This window comes from Vibrio sp. 10N.222.54.E6, from assembly GCF_041473955.1.
GTDB classification, from domain to species: domain Bacteria; phylum Pseudomonadota; class Gammaproteobacteria; order Enterobacterales; family Vibrionaceae; genus Vibrio; species Vibrio tasmaniensis_A.
Window position 1 is genome coordinate 13,937 of record NZ_JBFRTD010000029.1, and the last position, 21,783, is coordinate 35,719.

Sequence of the window (21,783 nt, forward strand, 5' to 3'; positions counted from 1 at the left end):
CGACAGTCCCGTTTGAAAGGATTCTGACTATTTCTTCAAACCTAAAGTACCACCAACACGTTTCGGTGCAGGTTTGTTCGGCCTGTTTGAATCTTGACTACGGTCTGTCGGTTTACCGCTTCGACGTTCGTTATTGTCGCGATCTGTGCGATTGCGATCCGAACGGTTTTTATCTGAATTAGAACGCTCTGAACGAGAGTTTGATTTCCAGTTTTCGGTATTGCCACCGCCACCGCTTTCACCGTTCGATGAGTTACGGCCACGCTTTGAGTTAGGCGCATGACGGAATTCATCCGCATTGTTACCGCGGTAAGTGCGAGTACGGTTCTCGTTTTGATTACGGCGCGCTGTTGAAGTTTGGTTCTCTTCACGGCTATCAAAAAGTTTCGCGTCAGTTGCTTTACGAATTCGTTGACCTTTCGCGTTCATTTTTGACGCATCTTCAGTACTTACTGAGCCTTCACACATCGCCAAGATTTCATTAATCTCTTCGTCGCTCAGGTAGCGCCATTTTCCGTTAGGAATACCGTCTAATGAGATGTTCATAATACGAACACGGCGTAGCTTAAATACTTCGTAACCGAGCGCTTCACACATACGGCGAATCTGACGGTTAAGGCCTTGCGTTAATGTGATGCGAAACGAGAACTTGGTCTCTTTCTCTACCTTACATGGCAAGGTAACAGTATCGAGAATATGAACGCCAGCGCCCATTTGCTTTAAGAACTCAGTCGTAATAGGTTTATCTACACGAACCACGTATTCTTTTTCGTGGTTGTTACCTGCACGTAGGATTTTGTTTACGATATCGCCGTCGTTGGTCAAGAAGATAAGACCATCAGAAGGCTTATCTAGACGACCAATAGGGAATATACGTTTGTGGTGACCTATAAAGTCGACGATGTTGCCTGGAATATCACGCTCAGTAGTACAGGTGATACCTGTTGGTTTATTAAGAGCAATGTAGATCGGCTTTTCTCTTGAACGAACAGGTTTATTGTCGATCTCAACATCATCACCAGGCAAGACTTTAGTGCCCATTTCAGGGATCTTACCGTTAATAGTAACTCGGCCAGCATCAATGAGTTTGTCGGCTTCGCGGCGTGAGCAAAAACCAGTTTCACTGATGTATTTATTAAGGCGTTTAGCTTGGGATTCTTGTGACATGATATTCTCTTAGCGTTTCACAACGGAAATATAGATAAACAAAAAGCAACCTCTGAATAGTTGCTTTGAGTTGGGATTCGTTAACTGAGGACAATTTTAGCACTTGGTGTGAGTCTAGGCACGAAATATCGCTCTTGATGCAAGACCGCTATTAGCTTACTTATCTATCTCAACTTATCAACTGCTGCGCTTTTGATGGCGCTCTCTGTTCTCTAGCTTTTTGTCATTACTCTTTCTGAGCATGACATAGACCGCACCTGTACCACCGTGAAATTGCTGAGCTGAATGAACACATTGAACATCATTAATTTGTGTTAGCCAATTTGCCACGTAGCTTTTCATCATTGCTGGTGGATTCGAACGCTCACCTTTACCGTGGACAATGATAACGGTGCGAACATCCATTCTTAAACACTGGCGTAAAAATGAGAGTACTTCGTTACGAGCGTCTTTCAGTGTTTTCCTGTGAAGGTCGAGTTTGGCTTGAATTGGATACTTGCCCAAGCGCAGCTTTTTGTATACGCCTTCTTGTACGCCATCTTTTTTATAAGCAATGACATCGTCAGGTTTGATCATTGGAGAGTAGTCTAATGATAAGTAGTCTTTCTCGTCGTCAGACAGCCACATAGCGGCTTCACGCTTAGCAAGGTGAGATTCTGTGACTCGGTGTACTTTCTGGTGTTCGGCGGTGTCATGGTCGATACGTTTAACATCGCCCATCATTTCTTGGAATAGATCTAAGTCGTCATCATGAGACATAGTGTGTATCTCAAGTTGGATAAGGATAAGGTAAGTATACCTAAGTTGAGGCCGGGTTTAAAAATGAAAAAACCGGAGAAGACAATAAGTCGGCTCCGGTGCAAAGCGTTTTTACATCTACCTAAAGAAAATGATACTTAAAAGTAGATGATTTAGGCTGAGCGATTCTAGTGAGGAGATTTTTCAGTCATAACTTTGTAGATGAAGAAGCCTCCATAGAACATCATGAGACCCAGAGCCCCGAATATTACTATCATTGAAGATAGCCCCACCGCATTACCAAATAGGAGTTCTAGCCAAAAGTCCATGTGTATACCTCAAAGTTATATGACACGAGTTAGTGTATTAACTGGTGTTATCAATTCACTGATCTGGATCAATCCTGTTTCATAAGTTAAATACTTGTTGGTAACTGTGTGTTTTTCGTCACATTGGCATTTCACTTGTACGTCTTTTGTTCGAACGATTCGATATTGTAAAAAAGAGTGAAAAAAGCCCTTGCGGATAAACTCAGAATCCGTATTATACGCTTCATCGACAGGCAATCAGCCAGTTAGATATCTCGGTGAATAGCGCAGCTTGGTAGCGCATCTGGTTTGGGACCAGAGGGTCGGGGGTTCGAATCCCTCTTCACCGACCACATTAAGAAAGCCTGCTCAATGAGCAGGCTTTCGTCGTTTTAGATCATAGGAAATAGGATCAGAACCAAAGTGGGGTTCGCCTGATATTCAAAATAAGCTCTTCACCGGCCACATTAAGAAAGCTTGCTCATTGAGCAGGCTTTCGTCGTTTTAGAGCGTTGGAAATAGGATTAGAACCAAAGTGGGGTTCGCCTGATGTTCAAAATAAGATCTTCACTGCCACATTGAAGAAAGCCGTAGCACTCTCGTAATAGAGGGGGCTACGGCTTTTTTGCATTTTGGTATATGTGTCATTCCCTAGAGCGACGAAGGAGTGAGTCGGAAATCTCTTGTTGTTCTAAACATCCCGCATAGAGAAAGGATTGACTCAATAAGCCAGCCGAAAATCTGTTTACTTCACATCACACGTGATGTTCTTGATTGGCGTCTCTGAAGTAACAAAGCAAACATACGCTTCAACAGGGTTATTTCGACCAATTCGAATGTAACCCGCCTGTATTTCATCTTCATTAAACGTCACCGAGTGAGAGTTACTCGTTTGGCCATCGTAAAAGCTCGCTTCAAATTTTCTATTCATTTGGCTCGCGATACGGTTGCGTGTCGTCGATGTAATGAACGTAATATTGGCGCAGCGCATCGGTGGCTTCTCAGTGATCAGAAACTGGCCGCTTTCTTTATCTAACACACCGCCTTTTGTATCCGGTTGAATGTCTATCGCCTGAAACTGTTCGATGGTACAAGTTTCTTTAGCCGTCACTACCGTAGGCGTGAGGATCGCTAGGGCTAAAGGTAAAGCAAAGAGTACTAGTTTCATGAGAACAACACCGTATATAAAAAGAGCGAAAGATAATAACACCGTTATGGTGCAATTAAGTGTAATGATTCAGTTATTAGGTAATGGTTATATTATGAGAAGGTCATGGTATCGAATTTAGTTAGTTGTCGTCACTAGTCTCAAATTGACACCGGGCCTGTTGGCTTTGTGATTGTTGAGTGACATTGAAACCTTTCTCTTCTAACAACTGCAATAAGTTACCTTCTCCTATTAGGTGCAAGGCGCCAACCACAATTAAGTAGCTATCTTTCGAGTCAAGTTTCCAATCATTGGCGGATAGTTTGTTTGCCCAGTCTATATTGCGATCGGTTAAAAATGCTTTCTCTAGTTCAGGTGACATCTCAGACAGCTCTGCGAAAGCTTCCAGCTTCGCTAAATCACCCGCTTTCCAACTTTCGATTAAGCAATGAACCACACGATCAGTTTGGTCAAACTCTTCAAGGCTACTGACTAACCACTCCTTACCGTCGTCCTTTTGTTTTGTCATCAGGTCTATTTGGAATTGAAGCGGCTCTAAGCTGATAACGGGAACATCTTGGATAGTCGCTTTGTAAGCTAGCGTCGCATCAACGCCGCCGGCGGAGCCATAACCGAGTTTTTTTAACTGCTGCATCTGTATAGAAAGAGATGTCGCCCAAGGCGGTGAGCTAAGCAGTTGTTGCGTCGGCATGTCCAATGATTTTGAGATGTCGGTTAATAATCGCAGCTGTTCTTCATTGAGTACATCGGCTGTAGTGAATTTGTTGCGGGGATATACAACGTCATCAGACTTTCTGATATCCGTTTCGATAACTAAGCCATCACTGTTTTTTAGCGCGTCGGTAATTGCCGAAGGAAGTGGGTACATGCTCTCGTCTCCCACGTGCACAGAACCTAAGATAGTAAGCGTCAGATCATCCTTTTTGGCTTGCCAATAAAGAGGCTCGGCCGCAGCTTGTTTGGCTGAAAATGCGAGAACGAATAAAGTTACGTACAAAAATGTGCGCAAGGAAAGCTCCTATTAAAAGATATGAACTCGTTAAAATTGATTTTGACGGCGTTTTTTAACGGTTTTTTTTGAGAACGATGTCACGTTGTTTGTACGAAAAGTATAACAACACGAACAAACTCTTAAACCTTTCTCCCTACCAACAACACGATTTTATGAAATCCTTTAAAAAGATTGTGATTCAATTCTCAGTTTTTACGTCAAAATAAAAATGACGGAAGTGCCGTGGGTTGTAACTTTATGATTTTAATATAATTAATTTTATCAGTGTTTTTGAGATTTGAAGCCGATCACTTTATTAACCTGATTTAATTCACAGCAAAAAATAAGCCCATATAGTTTATCTAACTTTCGAAGCGCTCCACTTTGCTTCTGACTCAATTTTAAATTTATGGGTGAATACGATGTTGAAGAGAAACTTACTATCTGTAGCGGTACTGGCTGGTTTGACGGGTTGTGCTGTAACGCAAGCACCTGAGCAACAGGTGGTTAATGCACTGGCTGATAACCTTGATGTGCAATATGAAATTCTAACCAATCACGGTGCGAATGAAGGCATGGCTTGTCAGGACCTAGGTGCTGAGTGGGCGTCATGTAATAAAGTGAACATGACCCTGACCAATGACGGTGAAGCGATTGATTCGAAAGATTGGACTATCTACTTCCATAGTATTCGCCTTATTTTAGATGTTGATAACGAACAATTTAAAATCACTCGTGTAACGGGTGACCTACACAAACTAGAACCTACAGATAAGTTCGATGGTTTTGCCGCTGGTGAAGAAGTGATTCTTCCGTTAACGAGTGAGTACTGGCAACTGTTTGAAACTGACTTTATGCCGGGTGCATTCGTAACTGCGCCAAACGCAGAACCTAAGATGATTGCTTCATTGAATACTGAAGATGTCGCGTCGTTCGTAACAGGTTTGGAAGGAAACAACCTTAAGCGTACACCTGATGACAACAATGTCATGGCGACTGCGGTTACGCGTTTCGAAAAGAATGCGGATCTAGCAACGCAAGACGTTTCAACAACGCTTTTACCAACCCCAATGTCGGTAGAAGCGGGTGAAGGTTCAGTGAGTATTGCTGGTGGTATTGCCCTACCTAAAGAGGCATTCGATGCTGAGCAGTTCGCTGCAATTGAAGAACGTGCAGATGTGGTAAACGTAGATGTGAGTGGCGACCTACCTGTTAGTGTTGCCGTTGTTCCTACTCAGTTTACGGGTGATTTAGCAAAATCTGGCGCTTATGAACTAAGCATCTCGGAAGAGGGGATTGCGATTAAAGCGTTTGATAAAACAGGTGCTTTCTACGCAGTTCAGTCTATTTTTGGCCTAATAGACAGTCAGAACGCTGAATCACTACCACAACTGTCGATCAAAGATGCACCACGCTTTGATTACCGTGGTGTGATGGTGGATGTTGCTCGAAACTTTCACTCAAAAGATGCCATCCTAGCGACGCTAGAACAAATGGCTGCATACAAGATGAATAAACTTCACCTTCACTTAACGGATGATGAAGGTTGGCGTTTAGAAATCCCAGGTTTACCAGAGCTAACGGATGTAGGGTCTAATCGTTGTTTTGATTTGGAAGAGCAAAGCTGTTTACTGCCTCAGCTAGGTTCAGGTCCAACAACAGACAACTTTGGCTCTGGTTTCTTTAGTAAAGCGGATTACGTCGAGATCTTAAGCTACGCAAAAGCGCGCAGCATCGAAGTAATTCCAGAAATTGATATGCCAGCACACGCTCGTTCTGCTGTGGTATCAATGGAAGCGCGTTACACTCGCCTAATGGCGGAAGGCAAAGAAGCTGAAGCAAGTGAATATCGCTTGATGGATCCACAAGATACGTCAAACGTGACGACTATTCAGTTCTACGATAAGCACAGCTTCATCAACCCATGTATGGAATCATCGACTCGCTTTGTTGATAAAGTGATTACTGAAATTGCAGCAATGCACAATGAAGCGGGTATGCCGCTAACGACTTGGCACTTTGGTGGTGATGAAGCGAAAAACATCAAGCTAGGCGCAGGCTTTCAAGATGTTGATGCTCAAGACAAAGTGGCATGGAAAGGTAACATTGAGCTAGACAAGCAAGACAAGCCATTCCAACAGTCTCCACAATGTCAGTCTTTGATTGCTGATGGTTCAGTGAGTGATTTTGGTCACCTGCCTGGCTACTTTGCAAAAGAAGTATCAAAAATTGTTGCAGACAAAGGCATTCCTCACTTCCAAGCTTGGCAAGATGGCTTGAAGTATGTGGAAGAGGGTGAATCTGGCTTCGCTACTGAAACGACTCGCGTTAACTTCTGGGACGTTCTTTACTGGGGCGGCACTTCATCAGTGTACGACTGGTCAGCGAAAGGTTATGACGTGATTGTCTCTAACCCAGATTACGTATACATGGATATGCCATACGAAGTTGACGCAGCAGAGCGAGGTTACTACTGGGCAACGCGTGCAACGGATACTCGTAAGATGTTTGGCTTCGCACCAGAAAACATGCCACAAAACGCGGAAACTTCATTAGACCGTGACGGCAATGGCTTCACTGGTAAAGGCGAGATTGAAGCAAAACCTTTCTACGGCTTGTCTGCACAGCTTTGGTCTGAAACAGTACGTACCGACGAGCAGTATGAATACATGGTGTTCCCTCGCGTACTTGCAGCAGCAGAGCGCGCATGGCACAGAGCTGATTGGGAAAACGACTACAAAGTGGGCGTTGAATACTCTCAAGATACCGACCTAGTAAATAAGCAGTCTTTAAACAACGACTTTAATCGCTTCGCGAATATTGTTGGTCAACGTGAACTGGCTAAGCTTGAGAAAGCGGGTATTGATTACCGACTACCAGTTCCGGGGGCAAAAGTTATTGATGGCAAGCTAGCGATGAACGTTCAATTCCCTGGCGTAGAGCTTCAATACTCAGCGGATGGTGAAAACTGGTTAACGTACGATGAGCAACAACGTCCTTCGGTTTCAGGCGAAACTTACATCCGCTCTATCTCTGAAAGTGGCGAGAAAGTAAGTCGAGTGACTTCGGTGAAATAATCGATAAGCAACATTAATAGATGAGCTCCCTAACTATTATCTTACTCAGATAAAAGTGGGAGCTTTTTTTTCGTCCAAACTAAGTTCGGTACATTCCTTAAACTGAAACATATAGAAATAACCTTTGTTTATAACGTCAACAATGCACATAAGGTGAGCTTCATCGCAAAAGTGACGCACTTCTCATTCTTCTCTTCAAAAAATAAGTCCGCCATAAAAAACTATAAATCAGGTGTGATTGAAATAACTGAATCTAATTTTACGCCGTGAAATAACGTGACCTTGATCCGTTTTGATTATTGGGTTTCTTTTTTTATCTATTTTTATGTTTTTAAGTTATTGATTTGTTAGGTTTAAATAACTTTCTTTTTTTTGATGGTGAGAGAGATCACTCTGTTTGCCCTTTTATTTTGAAGCGTAAATTAATTCGAGCAAGATAGATTTCATGCCAGGGAGGCTACCAATTACTCAAGCGGCGAAGGTGAATGATATACCGAAGATATGTCGCTGAAAAATTTAAACTAAGGCAGTTTACTATGAAAAAAATTATCGCTCTAAGTGCACTTTCTCTAGCTTTCGCTTCTAGTGCTTTCGCTGGTTCTTCTTACGTTACAGGTAATATCCAATTTCACGACGATGGCCGTATCCACGGTTCTGATATGACTTCGACTCTAGAAGCTGGCCACACGTTTGACAACTCTCTAGGCGGTTTAACTGTTTACACTGAGTTTGATGGCATCCAACTTGGCGACCTTGAAGGTCTAACTGCTGCTGAAACTGGTGGCGACGCAACAACTGGTCAAGCAAATGCATTCATCACTGTTGGTGGTGAGCAAGCTTTCAATATCACTGACAACCTATGGGTTGCTGCGGGTTACCAACATGTCTTCTCTGCTGGCGAGAGCATTCAGTTCCGTCCATTGGTTAAAATTGGCTACAACTTCGATAACGGTATCTCTATTAGTAACCGTACTCGTGCACACATCGATGACACTTCTGCAGATGCAGACACTGATTACCGCATGGATAACCGCATTGCTTACTCTGTAAACGAAGACCTAGCGCTGAGCTACAACAACGTATACATGATTGATGCTGAAGCTATGGATCACGAGCTTCGTGCAACATGGACTCGTCAAGGTGTTCAACCTTACTTCGAATTCCGTAGCCAAGCTAACGGAGTTGATTTCGCGAACGGCGCGTCTAAAACAAACAACGCATTCGTATTCGGTGCATCTTACGGCTTCTAAGCTGATTCACTTGGCTGCTTAATCGATTAGATTATTAGCCAAGTGAGTTTCTTCGCTAATTAGCTTTTTTGTTAAATAGAGTTTTTGCTAACTAGCGACGAAAACATAGTGGTACTAACAGCCCGGTTGGTGCCGCGACAAGATTTGCTTTACTGTCCAAAAGCAAAGAGCCTAGTAAGTAAACCACAGTCTTGGGTTTACTTAATGCTAGGCTCTATTTTTATTACTGTTCGTAGGTCTATTTACGCTCTATTTTCCGTTGTAATGACGGTATTCAAACACCTGACCTTTCTCGTTAAACGCATACACAGAATACTCGTCTTTCTTATCGCCATACTCCATGCCCGGAGAGCCCATTGGCATGCCTGGAACCGCCAAGCCAATCGCATTGCGTGGTGGGTTCTCTAAAAAGGCTTTCACGTCCTCTGCAGGAATGTGCCCTTCAAATACGTAACCGTCGATCTCTGCCGTATGGCAAGAAGCCAGTTCTGGCGTTACTCCTAACTTCTGCTTGATTGGGTTCATGTCATCATGGAGTTTCTCTGTGACATCGAAACCTGCGTCTTGCATGTGTTCTGTCCATTCTGTGCAGCAGCCACAATATGGAGACTTATGGTTTAGTACATTAGTAGCGAGAGCTTGTCCTGAAATTGCAGCGAGTGCAGTAAGAGTCATAACTTTACGAATCATGGTGAACCTCATGAATTTGGTTTTTGTTGATATTATAATGAGTGGGTTTGAACAATCTTAATCTGTTGGCATTGCTGACTACGGTGATTGATGACATCGCCATCGCAGCGCCTGCAACGACAGGGCTAAGTAAAAATCCAAAAAATGGGTAGAGCACACCAGCCGCAATTGGAATACCTAACGAGTTATAGATGAAGGCACCAAACAGGTTTTGCTTCATATTTCTCACGGTCGCCTGGGATAGCTCGATCGCATTACTCACAGACAGTGGCGACGAGTTCAGCAGCGTCATTTGCGCACTTTCAATCGCCACATCACTACCACTGCCCATTGCGATTCCTATATCCGCTTGAGCAAGAGCTGGTGCATCGTTAATACCGTCTCCTACCATGGCAACGCTCTTATATTGTTGTTGAAGCTGAACAATATGCTGAGCTTTCTGCTCTGGTAGTACTTCCGAGATAACCTCGTCGATACCGACGTTTTTACCTATTGCTTGAGCCACAGAGTCGTTGTCGCCCGTTAATAGTACGGTGTGAATTCCGGCGGATTTTAGTTGAGCAATGGCTTGTTTGCTATCTATTTTTAACGAGTCTGAAATGCCAAATATGCCTTCCAGTTTTTGATCGATTACAACGAAGATGGGTGTCCATGCTTGTGTACGACAAAGCTCGATGAAATCCGCGCCAATGTCTGTATTGACACCTAATTGGGTTAGGAACTTAAGCGAGCCAACTTGCACGTTCTTGCCGTTAATTATTGCCAGTACCCCAAGCCCTCGTTGGTTTTCAAATTCGCTGTGGGGTAGTGCTGAAACTTGTAAGCTCTCAGCATATTGGCAAACGGCTTTCGCTAATGGGTGTTCTGACCCTACCTCTACCGAATAGGCGTAAGCCAGCAGTTCTTGTTCTGATAAGTCGCCATAAAAGGCCTGCTGAACGGTTGGTTTACCTTGGGTTAGGGTGCCTGTTTTATCAAATACGACAGCATCAATTTTGCTTGCAGATTGCAACACATCTGCATCCTTGATCAGAACACCAAACTCAGCGGCTTTGCCAACGCCAACAGTAATAGAGAGCGGTGTCGCTAAGCCCAATGCGCATGGGCAGGCGATGATTAGCACTGTTGTTGATACCACTAGCATGTAACTTGCACTCGGTTGTGGTCCAACAAAAAACCAAACTAGGGCGGCAATGGCTGCGATCGCGACCACAACTGGTACGAAAACGGCAGAAATAGAGTCGGCAAGCTTCGCAATCTCAGGCTTGCTGCTTTGTGCTTGGCGAACCATCTGAATGATTCGAGTCAACATGGTGCTTGAGCCAATCCCCGTAGCTTCAATGATTAAGCTGCCATCACCATTAATGGTACCTGCTGAAACGCCATCATTAATCGATTTAACGTTGGGAAGCGGTTCGCCAGTCAGCATCGATTCATCGATATAAGATTCGCCAGATACCACGACACCATCGACAGGGACTTTTTCTCCTGGCTTCACTCGAACTTGCATACCGACTTGAATGGCTTCTACAGCGATGGTTTGCTCTTTGCCATCGACGATAACCACCGCTTTTTGAGGCTGTAAGTTAATCAGCGCCTGCAAAGACTTAGTGGTGCGAGCTTTGGCTTTGGCTTCAATGTAGTGACCCAAAGAAATTAGGCCAACAATCATTGCGCTCGCTTCAAAATAGACATGGCGCGATGGTTCTGGGAACCATGATGGAATAAGCACAACCAACATTGAATAGAACCATGCTGCGCCAGTACCTAAAGCAACTAACGTATCCATGGTTGCACGCTTGTGCATCAGTGATTGCCAAGCGTTAGTAAAGAAGCTGCGTCCTGAGGTCGCAAGCAGTACCAAACAGACAACACCTATTAAGCCCCAAGCCAATTGGTCGTTAAATGTAGCAATAGTCATGCTGCCACCAAACAGACCCCACGCCATCAGCGGAGCACCGATAAGTAGCGCGCTTACTGAATTATTTAGGAAAGCTTTTTGGGTACGAAGTTGTTGTTCTTGCTGTTTTTGTTGTTGAGTTGCCGCGTCATCAACGAACTCGGCACCATAACCTGCGGTTTTTACCGATTCTATGAGAGGGCTTTCGATGACGCTACGTGTTTCAGATGTGAAGACTAAGGCTGTCTGTTCGGCGAGGTTGATCTGAGCTTGGTCGACGAACTCATTCTTTTTCAGAGCTTTCTCTACCGAAGAAACACAACTCGCACACGTCATTCCCTCAAGAACAAGGTGATAGGTATATTGGCTAGCCGCAGGTTTAGCTTGTGTCGGTTCCACGGGCACTGTTTTTTTATCGTCTTCTGATTCTTTATTAGATAAAGGCTCATTAATTTCAGAGTAAGGAGTTGCGTGATAACCCACACTTTCGATTAGCTCAATAAGCTCGGATTCTGAAAGCAGACTAACCAACGACAATTCATGTTTGCTGACTTCTAGGTCTGAGATTTGCTCGGTCTGCTCAAGCGCTTGTGTCAGCTTGTTCACGCACTTACCGCAGCTAAGACCGGATAACGAAAGGTGCAGTTTATTGCCCATGCTATAACCAAGCGTCGCTAACTGTTGGTTGAGTTGAACGTAATTAAAAGGAGTAGAAATATCGATGTGGGTCGGCGATATATCATTGATCGTCGTGTTGTCGAATTCGCCAAACAGTGTGCGAACTTTCTTCGCACAACCCATGCAATTTAGGCCGTTGAGCATAGCTGTGTAATGGTTCATATCGATACTCCAATTCTCATCTACGCCTAACATAAACCTTCCCGTAAGGGTAAGGTCAAACATAAATTCAAGAATTTGATATTTGCTGGAATATTGAGTGATGGAATAGATGAGGTTTATCGCGAGCGTGGCGAGAATTTGCCGTTTTAGAGCATTTGACATGTGCTTGAGCTATTGGTTTGCTCCTTCTACGATAGCTTTCGTACAAGATCAGCGCATTAATCATTCACTACTGATTGTAGATTTAAGCGGTGGTGATAAAATAGCGCCCAAAATTTAGTGATATTTTTCTGTTGCAGGCTTTGTAATGGCAATCACTAAAAGAATCACCTACATAATCAAGGTATTTAAATGACGGTTAAAACTCGTTTTGCTCCTAGCCCAACTGGCTATCTTCACGTTGGTGGTGCACGTACTGCACTTTACTCTTGGCTATTCGCTAAGAATCAAGGTGGTGAATTCGTTCTGCGTATCGAAGACACGGACCTTGAGCGTAACTCTCAAGAAGCGGTTGATGCAATTCTAGAAGGCATGCAATGGATGGGTATGGAATGGGATGAAGGTCCTTACTACCAATCTAAGCGTTTTGACCGTTACAACGAAATGGTTGATAAGCTACTTGCTGAAGACAAAGCTTTCAAATGCTATGCGTCTAAAGAGCTGCTTGACGAAATTCGTGCAGAGCAAGAAGAAAACAAAGAGATGGCTCGTTACGATGCGAACCACCCTAAAATTGTTGCAGCAAACGAAGCAGCAAAAGAAGGTGATGCGTGCGTTATCCGTTTCCGTAACCCTAAAGAAGGCAGCGTAGTATTTGATGACCAAATTCGTGGTCGCATTGAAATTTCTAACAGCCAACTTGATGACCTAATCATTCGTCGTACAGACGGTGCACCAACATACAACTTCGTTGTTGTAGTGGATGACTGGGACATGGGTATTACACACGTTGTACGTGGTGAAGACCACATCAACAACACACCTCGTCAAATCAACATCTATGAAGCACTAGGCGCGCCAGTTCCAACTTTCGCTCACTGTGCAATGATTCTTGGTGATGACGGTGCGAAACTTTCTAAGCGTCACGGTGCTGTTTCTGTAATGCAATACCGCGACGAAGGTTACCTACCAAATGCACTAAACAACTACCTAGTTCGTTTAGGTTGGTCTCACGGTGACCAAGAGATCTTCTCTCAAGAAGAGATGATTGAATTCTTCAGCCTGAACGCTATCAGCAAGTCTGCTTCTGCATTCAACACTGATAAGCTACTTTGGTTGAACAACCACTACATCAAGACTTCTGAGCCTGAGTACGTTGCTAAATACCTGCAATGGCACCTAGATGCACAAAAGATCGATACAATAAATGGCCCGGCTATCACTGAAGTGATCACGCTAGTTGGCGAGCGTTGTAATACGCTTATCGAACTTGCTGAACAGTCTCGTTACTTCTACGAAGATTTCTCTGAGTTTGAAGCTGGCGCAGCGAAGAAGCACCTACGTGGTGTTGCTAAAGGCCCACTAGAGCTTGCTCTTGCTAAGGTTGAAGCGCTTGAGGATTTCACTACTGCAAACATCAAAGATGGTGTGATTGCAGCAGTATGTGAAGAGCTAGAGGTCGGCATGGGTAAAATCGGTATGCCACTTCGCGTAGCAGTAACAGGTGGCGGCCAGTCTCCTTCTGTTGATGCAGTGATGGAGCTTGTTGGTAAAGAGCGCGTAATCGCTCGCATTAAGATGGCTCTTGAGTTCATCGCTAAGCGTGAAGCTAACGCTTAATTGAGCATTAGCTAGATTGAAAAAAGGGTCAGTAACTTGGTTACTGACCCTTTTTATTTGTCTTGAGTTTTATCTAGCTAAGCTCAGATTTTCTTGAAGATGATTGAAGTGTTGATTCCGCCAAAGGCAAAGTTATTACTCATTACATACTCAACATTCAATTCGCGACCAGAACCTGTAATGTAATCGAGTTTACCGCAGCGAACGTCGATGTTTTCAAGGTTCAATGTTGGGCTGAACCAGCCGGAATGCATCATTTCTAGGCTCAACCAAGCCTCAATGGCACCACATGCGCCAAGCGTATGACCAAAGTAGCTTTTTAATGAGCTGATTGGCACTTCACCAAAAATGTTCGCGGTCGCATTACTTTCGGCAATATCGCCTTTATCTGTTGCCGTTCCGTGCGCCGAAACGTAACCAATTTTTTCAGCAGGAAGCTGTGCATCTTTCAGCGCTTTCTCCATACAGATTTGCATGGTTTCCATCTGAGGTTGAGTCACATGAGCTGCATCGCAGTTGCTGGCAAAACCGATGATTTCCGCGTAGATCTTTGCGCCACGAGCCACAGCATGTTCATACTCTTCAAGAACAAGTGTACCTGCGCCTTCACCGATAACCAGGCCATCGCGCTCACTGTCGTAAGGGCTAGGGGATTTTTCTGGCGTGTCGTTTTTTAAACTGGTAGCAAAAAGGGTATCGAAAACGGCAGATTCGGTTGGGCATAGCTCTTCACCACCACCGGCAACCATCACGGTTTGGTAACCGTGTTTGATTGCTTCATAGGCGTAGCCAATCGCTTGGCTACCTGAAGTACAGGCACTGCTGGTGGGAATCACACGTCCACGTAAGCCAAAGAATAGCCCGACGTTGACCGCCGCGGTGTGTGGCATCATCTGAACGTAAGTCGTTGCGGTGATCGCTCGTGTCGATTTCTCGTTAAGCATCACGCCAAATGCACCAACAGCGTCTGTACTGCCGGTTGAAGAACCATAGGCAATGCCTGTTTCGCCATTAGTCAAAACGTCGTGGCCAATCAGCCCTGCTTGCTCTAGTGCATTTTCGGTCGCCACTGTTGCTAGGCGAGACACACGGCCCATACCACGTACTTGTTTACGCTTATAGTGCTTAGGTAGTTGGAAGTCATCGATTGGAGCTGCAAGCTTAGTGTTTAGGCCATCGTACTGCTCAAAGCTTGGCATATACTGGGTCGCATTTTCACACGCTTTTAGTTTTGGCTCGATGTGCTGCCAATCGTTGCCAAAAGCGGTAACGCCTGACATGCCAGTTACAACAACGCGGCGGGTCATACTAAGCCTCCATTAACTGAAATCACTTGGCGAGTTACGTAGCCGGCAATATCCGACATTAGGTAGCTGATTAGGCCGGCGACTTCTTCTGGCTCGCCCATGCGGCGCAGTGGAACTTGAGGCAGCGCATGCTCTTTTACATGCTCATCAACCATCCCGGTATCGATTAGACCAGGAGCGACACAGTTTACCGTTATCTTGCGTTTTGCGAGCTCTAGAGCCAGAGACTTAGTTGCGCCAATCACACCTGCTTTTGCTGCGGCGTAGTTGGTTTGACCGCGGTTACCCATGATGCCGGATACAGAAGCCAGAGTAACGATTCGACCGCCTTTGCGTTTTTGAACCATTGGCATCACGCACGGGTGAAGTACGTTGTAGAAGCTGTCGAGGTTGGTATGGATAACACCATCCCACTCTTCTTCCGTCATGGCAGGGAAGGCCGTGTCACGAGTAATACCGGCATTATTCACCACACCATAGTAAGCGCCGTGTTCGGCAATATCTGACTCAAGCGTTTCGCGACATTCGCTGCGATTGCTGATATCAAATTGGATCAGACGTCCTGCAGCACCGAGCTCAGTGATCGACTTTAATGTGTCTTCAGCACCTTGCTTGTCACCCATGTAATGAACGGCGATTTCAAAACCGTCTTTCGCGAGTTGAATAGCGATCGCTTTACCAATGCCTTTGCTGGCACCTGTGACTAAAACCTGACGGCTCATGATGGGCTCCTAGTTTTCATTTCTTGTAATTTTTGTTCGGTCGGCACGTAGACGTTGAGTTGGCATTGAGCCACTAACTCGCCTTGGTCTTCGACTCGGGCGGTAAACACGGCCATGCCACTGTCTTCCATGAGTTGTTCAGCATAGATATCAAGGGTTTGACCTTGAGTAAATTCATCACACAGTGACTTGTAGCGACGAGAACCGAGTAAGAAGCCGATTGGAGGAGTAGTGCCGTTTTTCAGCGCATGGTATCCAGACCAAGCTGCAACAGACTGCGCCATAAACTCGATGCCAACATAAGCTGGGACCGTTTGAGATTCGGCGTCAAAGAATAGGTTGTGCGCGCCAATATCGACCTGGCAGTGAATCGACAATGCCTCAACGTTGATAGCTCGATCGATTAATATCATCGGATCATCGTGTGGGAGAAGTTGGTCTACAGAAGGGATATCAGTCATTTATTACACCAAAAATCAGGCTAATGTTATTGCCACCAAAAGCGAACGAGTTGCTTAAGATGTTCTTTACTTTAAGTTTCTGGGAACAGTTTACCAAATCAATCTCAATATCTTCAGCTTTATACTGACATTTTTGTAAGGGGAGTGGTAAGTCATATTTTAGAATATGCCACGCAATTGCAGCCTCTATCGCACTTGCCGCTCCAAGAGTATGTCCTGTTAGAGGTTTGGTTGAACTGACGGGAACCTTGTTTGCAAAAATACGATGGATGGCTTTGCTTTCCATTGAGTCATTGAGTGGGGTTGCGGTGCCATGGGCATTAATATAACCGATGTCTTCTGCTCGTAACTGTGCAGAACCTAACGCCTTTCTCATTGCTTGCTCTGCGCCATTCCCTTCAGGGTGGGGCGCTGAAATATGGTGTGCGTCGGAGCTGTCTCCATAGCCTAATAGGGCTATATTCGAAGTGCTTTGAGTTGTATTAGTAGCGGTTGGTTTTGTCTTGCTAAGCAACATAAATGCCGCTGCTTCTCCGATGTTGATGCCATCACGAGAGGCGCTAAAAGGCTTACAATGTGTGGTTGATAGCGCTTCAAGACCATGAAAGCCATTGAGCGTCAGTTTACATAGTGTATCGACACCTCCAACCAACACAGCATCAGCCATTCCTGAATCTAATAAACGTTGGGCAGTAACAAATACACGGCCACTTGATGAGCAAGCGGTCGATATCGCATAGCTTGGCCCGGTTAATGCACAATGTTGGCTAACAAACTCAGAGGTGTTGCTTAGCTCTTGTTTTGAATAGTGGAAATCTTCGGGGAAAGAGCCATGTTCTAGTTTGTGTTTAAACGCCGTTTCACCATCAGAAATTCCCGAGGTGCTTGTGCCGATAACTACAGCAATTCTATCGGCACCAAATTGTGATTTTGCTTGCTCGATAGAGTCTTTGATTTGATTAACAGCCGATAACGCCAGTTGATTGTTGCGAGTGGCGTATTCCGCTTGTTCTGATGGGATTTCTGGTAATTCGCCAGCCACCTTACCAACGACCGTCGGCTTACCGTCGTTTAGCATGTCGCTCACTTCAACCATGCTTGATTCATGCTCGCCTTTGAGGCAACCATGAATGTCAGCAACGCTTGAGCCTAATGCGGAGTGGAAACCACAGTCTTGGATATAAATAGGCATGATGTTTAGCTCTTACTTGGGTTATCGACAATCGTTGAGTTCAACGTTTGTATCGTGATGGTGTAGCCTTGAATCAAATGCTTGAAAACAATGTTGCCTGCGGTTTTGTGTGTTCCGGGCTCTGCTTGGTAATCAATTTTAATGATTGGCTGTTGGTTTTCATCAAATACGGTGCGGCTGTTTTCGGTATCGACCAAATACCAACCGATGTCTTGTAAAGGTTGAGCCCATGCTTCAACTGGCCATAGAGTCAGCATCAAATTAAATAGTACTTGCTCGGGTAGCGGCAGGATAGCGCCAAGACCAGATAGAACTTGAGTATCAATCGTTTGGTTTTGGTATTGCAGCGATAGAATGCGAGTACCCCAAGAGGAGAAACCCGCCAACACGACTTTGTCTGATGTGACTTCGACTTGAACAGGAAGTTGCTGCGTATCATCTTGCCATGTTGCGCTGATCAGCTGACTTGCCGTAAATGAGTATCCCAGTTCAGCAGGCAGCGGCAAGGCGAGCTCTGTGTCTTTGTCGATTGCGACACTTGCGCCTGTAGGCTGTTGAGACACCATCGAACAAGCGCTGAGTAGTAAGCCCAATCCAACGGCGAGCGCTATCTTGATTGTTTTGTTCATCTAAAAGCCTCTCGAGAGTTTGATTTTTCCGCTGCTTGTTGGTTGTTGATTGCAAGTGGCGAAAGCAACCACGCGACGAAAATACCAGTTAGGACGGTAACACCGAAGCTATGAATGGCATGAGTCTGACTCAGTGACAATAAGCCAAATGAGAGTAGCGTTGTGAGGCCTGACAAAGTAATCGCTAATAAGGTGCTTAGTGATTTCTTCTGTTCAGCAAAGAAGAGGGTATAGTCGATACCAATCCCTAAAATCAGAATCAAGCCCAGCAGATTAAACAGGTTTAACGTTGAGCCTAAAATGCCCGTTATCGCTAAACCAGCGACTCCGGCAATTAATGAAGGCAACAGCATTAATAGGCTTTGCTTCACACCGTAGCGCCAACCTAACACCATTCCAATAGCGGCCAAAGCTATCAATAATAGCTCGGTGATCTTGACTCTATATTCCGCAAAGAGAGCGGAGATTTCATCGGCTTTATTCAGGTATTTAACGCCTTGTTGCTGAGCAAAGCTTGAATCGAGCCATTGAGAGAACAATTCTGAATTCGTGACGTCTTTGATCAAAATGACTGACGCCGCTTGTCCATCGATAGGTTTTAACCAAAGTGGTCGAACAGGTTCTGACACCGGTGATTCCAAAAACCCAGATACCGTGATTGCTTCGAACTTAGGTAATTCTGGAAAGCTAGGCCAACCAAGAGTGTTCTGTAAGATATGGCTTTGCTGGCGATAGAGTTGTTCAACCAATTGATAGTTATCATGCTGGTCTTGTTTACTTAACAACTGCTGATTGATGCTGCGATATCCTGAGATACCTTGGCTATCGATTAAAGAGTCTAAGCTTGTGGTGATTTCTGCCAGTTTTTTGAGTAGCTTTTGATCGCTCTTAGCGGTCACCAGCAGCATATTTTGGCCACTGCCTAATCCTGATATCTCAGTAATGGCTTGCTCTTGCTGTTTGAGTTGATCAGGCATCGCTTGAAGTTGGCGAATATCGTCGTCGTAGCGAATTTGACTGAGTGATATCAAGCTAACGACAGTCACTATTAATGGTAAGCCAATTCTAAACTTTTGGTTGCTCCAGAGACTTAACCAAGTATGCCAAAGTTTCGACAAGGGAAGCGGGCGTTCTTGACTTGGTTTTGCCGCTAAAACGGGATACCAACACACCACACTGGCGTAAGCTGCGATCAGTCCAATCGACGAAAACAGAGCAAGTTGCTGTAAACCCGGGAAAGGTGCCACCAACAAACCTAGGTAGCCAATCAAGCTGGTGATCAGACCCAAGGTGATCGCAACGATAATATGTTTCAACCCTTTGTCGCTTTGCCATTGATTACCCGCCGCCAAACGATCGGTTAGGTAATGAAAAGAGTAGTCGATGGATACGCCAATCAAGCTGGCACCGAACACCAAACTAAATAGGTGAACTTTGCCGAAGATAGCGACGGTGCTTGCAAGAGCAACCAACAACCCAGTGCTGATGGAAAGCAAGGATAAGGCAAGTGGTAGGGCACTACGAAACGTCAGCCACACCAATAAAATAACACCGGCTAATGAGCCCAAACCAATAGTACTGATTTCTGATTTTGCGCTTTCGGTGCCGTAATTTGCGTAGAACACCACACCAGTATGCTGCACTTTGACGCCAAACTGCTTTTCGACTTCGCGCTCAATTGAATCAAGATCAGGAAGTTGTTCTTGAATCGCCAAGCTATAAGGTGAGCCAGCCAGCGTAGCCGTGACCAAAATATGAGTTTGCTCATTAGACTGGGCTGTGAGGTAGCCTTCTTTCAGAACAAAGTTGCTTGATTGAACGCCAACTGCACTGATGTAGTCGCGAAATAGCAGAAATGGGTCGAGAGATAGCTCTGCTGCAGTGACGCCTGAAAACGGATTGTACAGAGACTGAATGACATATTGAGCTCGCGAATCCGGCGAGTGTGTCAGCGTCTCTTTTTGTTGTTGGGTCAGCAGTTGAGCTCGGTGACGAAAATAGAAGTCGCTCCACTGGCTTTGAGTACTGGCGTTGATTTTTCCTTGAACTTGCTTAAACAGAGTTGGCTGGCTTGAGAAAGCTCTTTGGTTAAGTTTTTTTTCAAAAGCGTCAGTCGCTGTCATGGCTTGTTCGACGTCGGAGGCACTTATGATAAAGACCACTTGCTCGCTCATCGAGCTGGATATCTGCTGAAAGGCTTGTTCTACCATGGGGTCTTGCTGGTTTTCAGGCAGCAATTTCATGATGTTGCTTTCAATGGGTACTGACGAAGAAAAAGCGAATTGTTTGATCAACAATCCGCTAAACAGTATTACGACAACAAGCCAAGCAAGGGCTAGGCTAGAATTGGAATTGTTGCGCTTCAGCATCTGATAATACTTCCGGTAGATGACTTAACTGGCTAAATTCGATCACTGTGCTGTCTCCACGAACTTCTCTAAGTTCGATACGTTCAATGTCATCTTGTCCTTGCAGCGTGATGGCTTCAAACACCGCGTTCATTGGTGCATTCTTTGGCTTTAGAGTGAGTGTCCATCGTGTGTCTTCTGAACTTGAGTTTGCACTTTCATCAGAATTTTTCGCAGTTGCTGGTTCAAATGAAAGTGAGAATTGCTCTTGAAGCTTTTGCGTATCCCCATGAAACACTGACAAGAAGATATGGCTGAAATAAAACGCCATCGGGTTTTCTTTGTCGGTGATGATTTTAGCGGGTTGATCTGCAAACCTTTGGCTCAGTTTGTTATCGGTTAGCACTAAGCTCACAGGGAAGGGGGTCGCTTGTGTCCAAAGTAAACCATTCGACTTGTCTAACAGGAAAGTACCTTGTGATGTTAGAGGTTGGGCGAACATTTCCATGTTGCGTGTTTGAGTAAACTCACCACGAACGATACTATTTTCGCTTAACACGGTTTGTAGTTCTGTAATAGAACCGACAGCATTTGTGTTCTCGCTAGCGCCAGCAAAGTGACTAGCCATCATTGAAGCAAGCCCTAGCAGTGCGATACTGATTTGCTTACGGCCGTGTTTAAACAGACTCATGTTTCACCTGCTGCTGTGTGTTAGATACTTGAGATGGGTCTGATTGTTGGTCGTTTGGTTGCTGCTCAGCTGATTGGGGTAAGCAGCCAAATTGATGCCAGCGTTCGACTTTATCGGTAAACACCTTCGGCGAAGCAAAACACATCTCTTGCTCTTCAATGGTTACTGCAACCTGCATGGTGTGAGCGCGTGTCATACGAGCACCGGTGTTGGCATCGTGAATTTCGTAGTCAACACGCAAGCGGTTTTCCCATTCAGTTAACTTAGCGGATACCGTGATCTGATGATTAAACGGTATTGCTTTGATGTACTTTACGCGCGTGTCGATGATCGGCCACATGTAGCCCGAATCCTTCATCTCATGGTAGTTGTACTCAATCTTATCCATCATGATGCGCCTAACTTCTTCAAAAAATCGGAAGTAGTTGCCATGGTAGATCACGCCCATTGGGTCGGCATCTTGGAATGAGGTTACTAAAGTAACCTCTGATTTTAATGGATGAAGGATTTCAGACATAAATCGCT

At 44.9% G+C, this 21,783-nt stretch carries 18 protein-coding genes and 1 tRNA gene; 4 read left to right on the plus strand and 15 right to left on the minus strand.

The genetic code is table 11. The features are described from left to right. Window positions 1–27 precede the first annotated feature (27 nt). The 3 genes from rluF to AB4513_RS17170 all read right to left on the minus strand — a co-directional run bounded on the left by rluF (window position 28) and on the right by AB4513_RS17170 (window position 2,234). On the minus strand, window positions 28–1,167 hold the full coding sequence (rluF, locus tag AB4513_RS17160) for a 23S rRNA pseudouridine(2604) synthase RluF (RefSeq protein ID WP_017097594.1): 1,140 nt from the start codon (window positions 1,165–1,167) through the stop codon (window positions 28–30). Between the two features lie 177 nt (window positions 1,168–1,344). Continuing rightward, window positions 1,345–1,926 carry a DNA endonuclease SmrA gene (gene smrA, locus AB4513_RS17165; protein ID WP_009848720.1) on the minus strand — a complete coding sequence of 194 codons (582 nt, stop codon included), beginning with the start codon at window positions 1,924–1,926 and terminating at the stop codon, window positions 1,345–1,347. 167 nt (window positions 1,927–2,093) lie between these two features. Next, a complete protein-coding gene (locus tag AB4513_RS17170; protein ID WP_004736246.1) occupies window positions 2,094–2,234 on the minus strand; it encodes a DUF3149 domain-containing protein in 141 nt (46 codons plus the stop codon). A 255-nt stretch (window positions 2,235–2,489) separates the two neighbouring features. On the opposite strand from AB4513_RS17170, the gene AB4513_RS17175 reads away from it, so the two are divergent. Continuing rightward, window positions 2,490–2,566: transfer RNA gene (locus tag AB4513_RS17175), tRNA-Pro, on the plus strand. A 392-nt stretch (window positions 2,567–2,958) separates the two neighbouring features. Here the strand turns inward: AB4513_RS17175 and AB4513_RS17180 are convergent. Further along, a complete protein-coding gene (locus AB4513_RS17180) occupies window positions 2,959–3,381 on the minus strand; it encodes a hypothetical protein (RefSeq protein ID WP_017099139.1) in 423 nt (140 codons plus the stop codon). A gap of 121 nt (window positions 3,382–3,502) precedes the next feature. Continuing rightward, complete coding sequence (locus AB4513_RS17185) at window positions 3,503–4,390, minus strand: TraB/GumN family protein (RefSeq protein ID WP_102257964.1); 888 nt, start codon at window positions 4,388–4,390, stop codon at window positions 3,503–3,505. 404 nt (window positions 4,391–4,794) lie between these two features. Here AB4513_RS17185 and AB4513_RS17190 point away from each other — a divergent pair, with 404 nt between their 5' ends. Both AB4513_RS17190 and AB4513_RS17195 read left to right on the plus strand, forming a co-directional pair. After that, complete coding sequence (locus AB4513_RS17190) at window positions 4,795–7,449, plus strand: beta-N-acetylhexosaminidase (RefSeq protein ID WP_102257963.1); 2,655 nt, start codon at window positions 4,795–4,797, stop codon at window positions 7,447–7,449. Window positions 7,450–7,985: 536 nt separating this feature from the next. Further along, window positions 7,986–8,699 (plus strand): oligogalacturonate-specific porin KdgM family protein, encoded by a 714-nt coding sequence (locus AB4513_RS17195; protein ID WP_009848608.1) that lies wholly within the window; start codon window positions 7,986–7,988, stop codon window positions 8,697–8,699. A gap of 249 nt (window positions 8,700–8,948) precedes the next feature. Here the strand turns inward: AB4513_RS17195 and AB4513_RS17200 are convergent, their stop codons facing one another. After that, window positions 8,949–9,389 (minus strand): DUF411 domain-containing protein, encoded by a 441-nt coding sequence (locus tag AB4513_RS17200; protein WP_029223113.1) that lies wholly within the window; start codon window positions 9,387–9,389, stop codon window positions 8,949–8,951. After that, entirely contained in the window at window positions 9,379–12,162 is a 2,784-nt protein-coding gene (locus AB4513_RS17205; protein WP_102257962.1) for a copper-translocating P-type ATPase, read from the minus strand. Before AB4513_RS17205 ends, AB4513_RS17200 begins: the two co-directional genes overlap by 11 nt. 318 nt (window positions 12,163–12,480) lie before the next feature. Here AB4513_RS17205 and gltX point away from each other — a divergent pair, with 318 nt between their 5' ends. After that, window positions 12,481–13,908 (plus strand): glutamate--tRNA ligase, encoded by a 1,428-nt coding sequence (gltX, locus tag AB4513_RS17210; protein ID WP_102257961.1) that lies wholly within the window; start codon window positions 12,481–12,483, stop codon window positions 13,906–13,908. Window positions 13,909–13,991: 83 nt separating this feature from the next. On the opposite strand, the gene AB4513_RS17215 is transcribed toward gltX, so the two are convergent. Genes AB4513_RS17215 through AB4513_RS17250 form a run of 8 tightly spaced genes read right to left on the minus strand, consistent with a single transcriptional unit; the run spans window position 13,992 to window position 21,775 of the window. Then, window positions 13,992–15,215 (minus strand): beta-ketoacyl-ACP synthase, encoded by a 1,224-nt coding sequence (locus tag AB4513_RS17215; protein WP_102257960.1) that lies wholly within the window; start codon window positions 15,213–15,215, stop codon window positions 13,992–13,994. After that, window positions 15,212–15,937 (minus strand): 3-ketoacyl-ACP reductase FabG2, encoded by a 726-nt coding sequence (locus AB4513_RS17220; RefSeq protein ID WP_102257959.1) that lies wholly within the window; start codon window positions 15,935–15,937, stop codon window positions 15,212–15,214. The genes AB4513_RS17215 and AB4513_RS17220 overlap by 4 nt, the downstream gene beginning before the upstream one ends. After that, window positions 15,934–16,398, minus strand: a complete 465-nt coding sequence (locus tag AB4513_RS17225; RefSeq protein ID WP_054548132.1) for a hotdog family protein — start codon at window positions 16,396–16,398, stop codon at window positions 15,934–15,936. Before AB4513_RS17225 ends, AB4513_RS17220 begins: the two co-directional genes overlap by 4 nt. Further along, entirely contained in the window at window positions 16,391–17,590 is a 1,200-nt protein-coding gene (locus AB4513_RS17230; RefSeq protein ID WP_102257958.1) for a beta-ketoacyl-[acyl-carrier-protein] synthase family protein, read from the minus strand. Before AB4513_RS17230 ends, AB4513_RS17225 begins: the two co-directional genes overlap by 8 nt. A 5-nt stretch (window positions 17,591–17,595) precedes the next feature. After that, complete coding sequence (locus AB4513_RS17235) at window positions 17,596–18,219, minus strand: DUF3261 domain-containing protein (RefSeq protein WP_102257957.1); 624 nt, start codon at window positions 18,217–18,219, stop codon at window positions 17,596–17,598. Then, complete coding sequence (locus AB4513_RS17240; RefSeq protein ID WP_102257956.1) at window positions 18,216–20,588, minus strand: MMPL family transporter; 2,373 nt, start codon at window positions 20,586–20,588, stop codon at window positions 18,216–18,218. The genes AB4513_RS17235 and AB4513_RS17240 overlap by 4 nt, the downstream gene beginning before the upstream one ends. Beyond that, a complete protein-coding gene (locus AB4513_RS17245; protein ID WP_102257955.1) occupies window positions 20,560–21,258 on the minus strand; it encodes an outer membrane lipoprotein carrier protein LolA in 699 nt (232 codons plus the stop codon). Before AB4513_RS17245 ends, AB4513_RS17240 begins: the two co-directional genes overlap by 29 nt. Beyond that, window positions 21,245–21,775 (minus strand): thioesterase family protein, encoded by a 531-nt coding sequence (locus AB4513_RS17250; protein ID WP_009848597.1) that lies wholly within the window; start codon window positions 21,773–21,775, stop codon window positions 21,245–21,247. Before AB4513_RS17250 ends, AB4513_RS17245 begins: the two co-directional genes overlap by 14 nt. Window positions 21,776–21,783 lie beyond the last annotated feature (8 nt).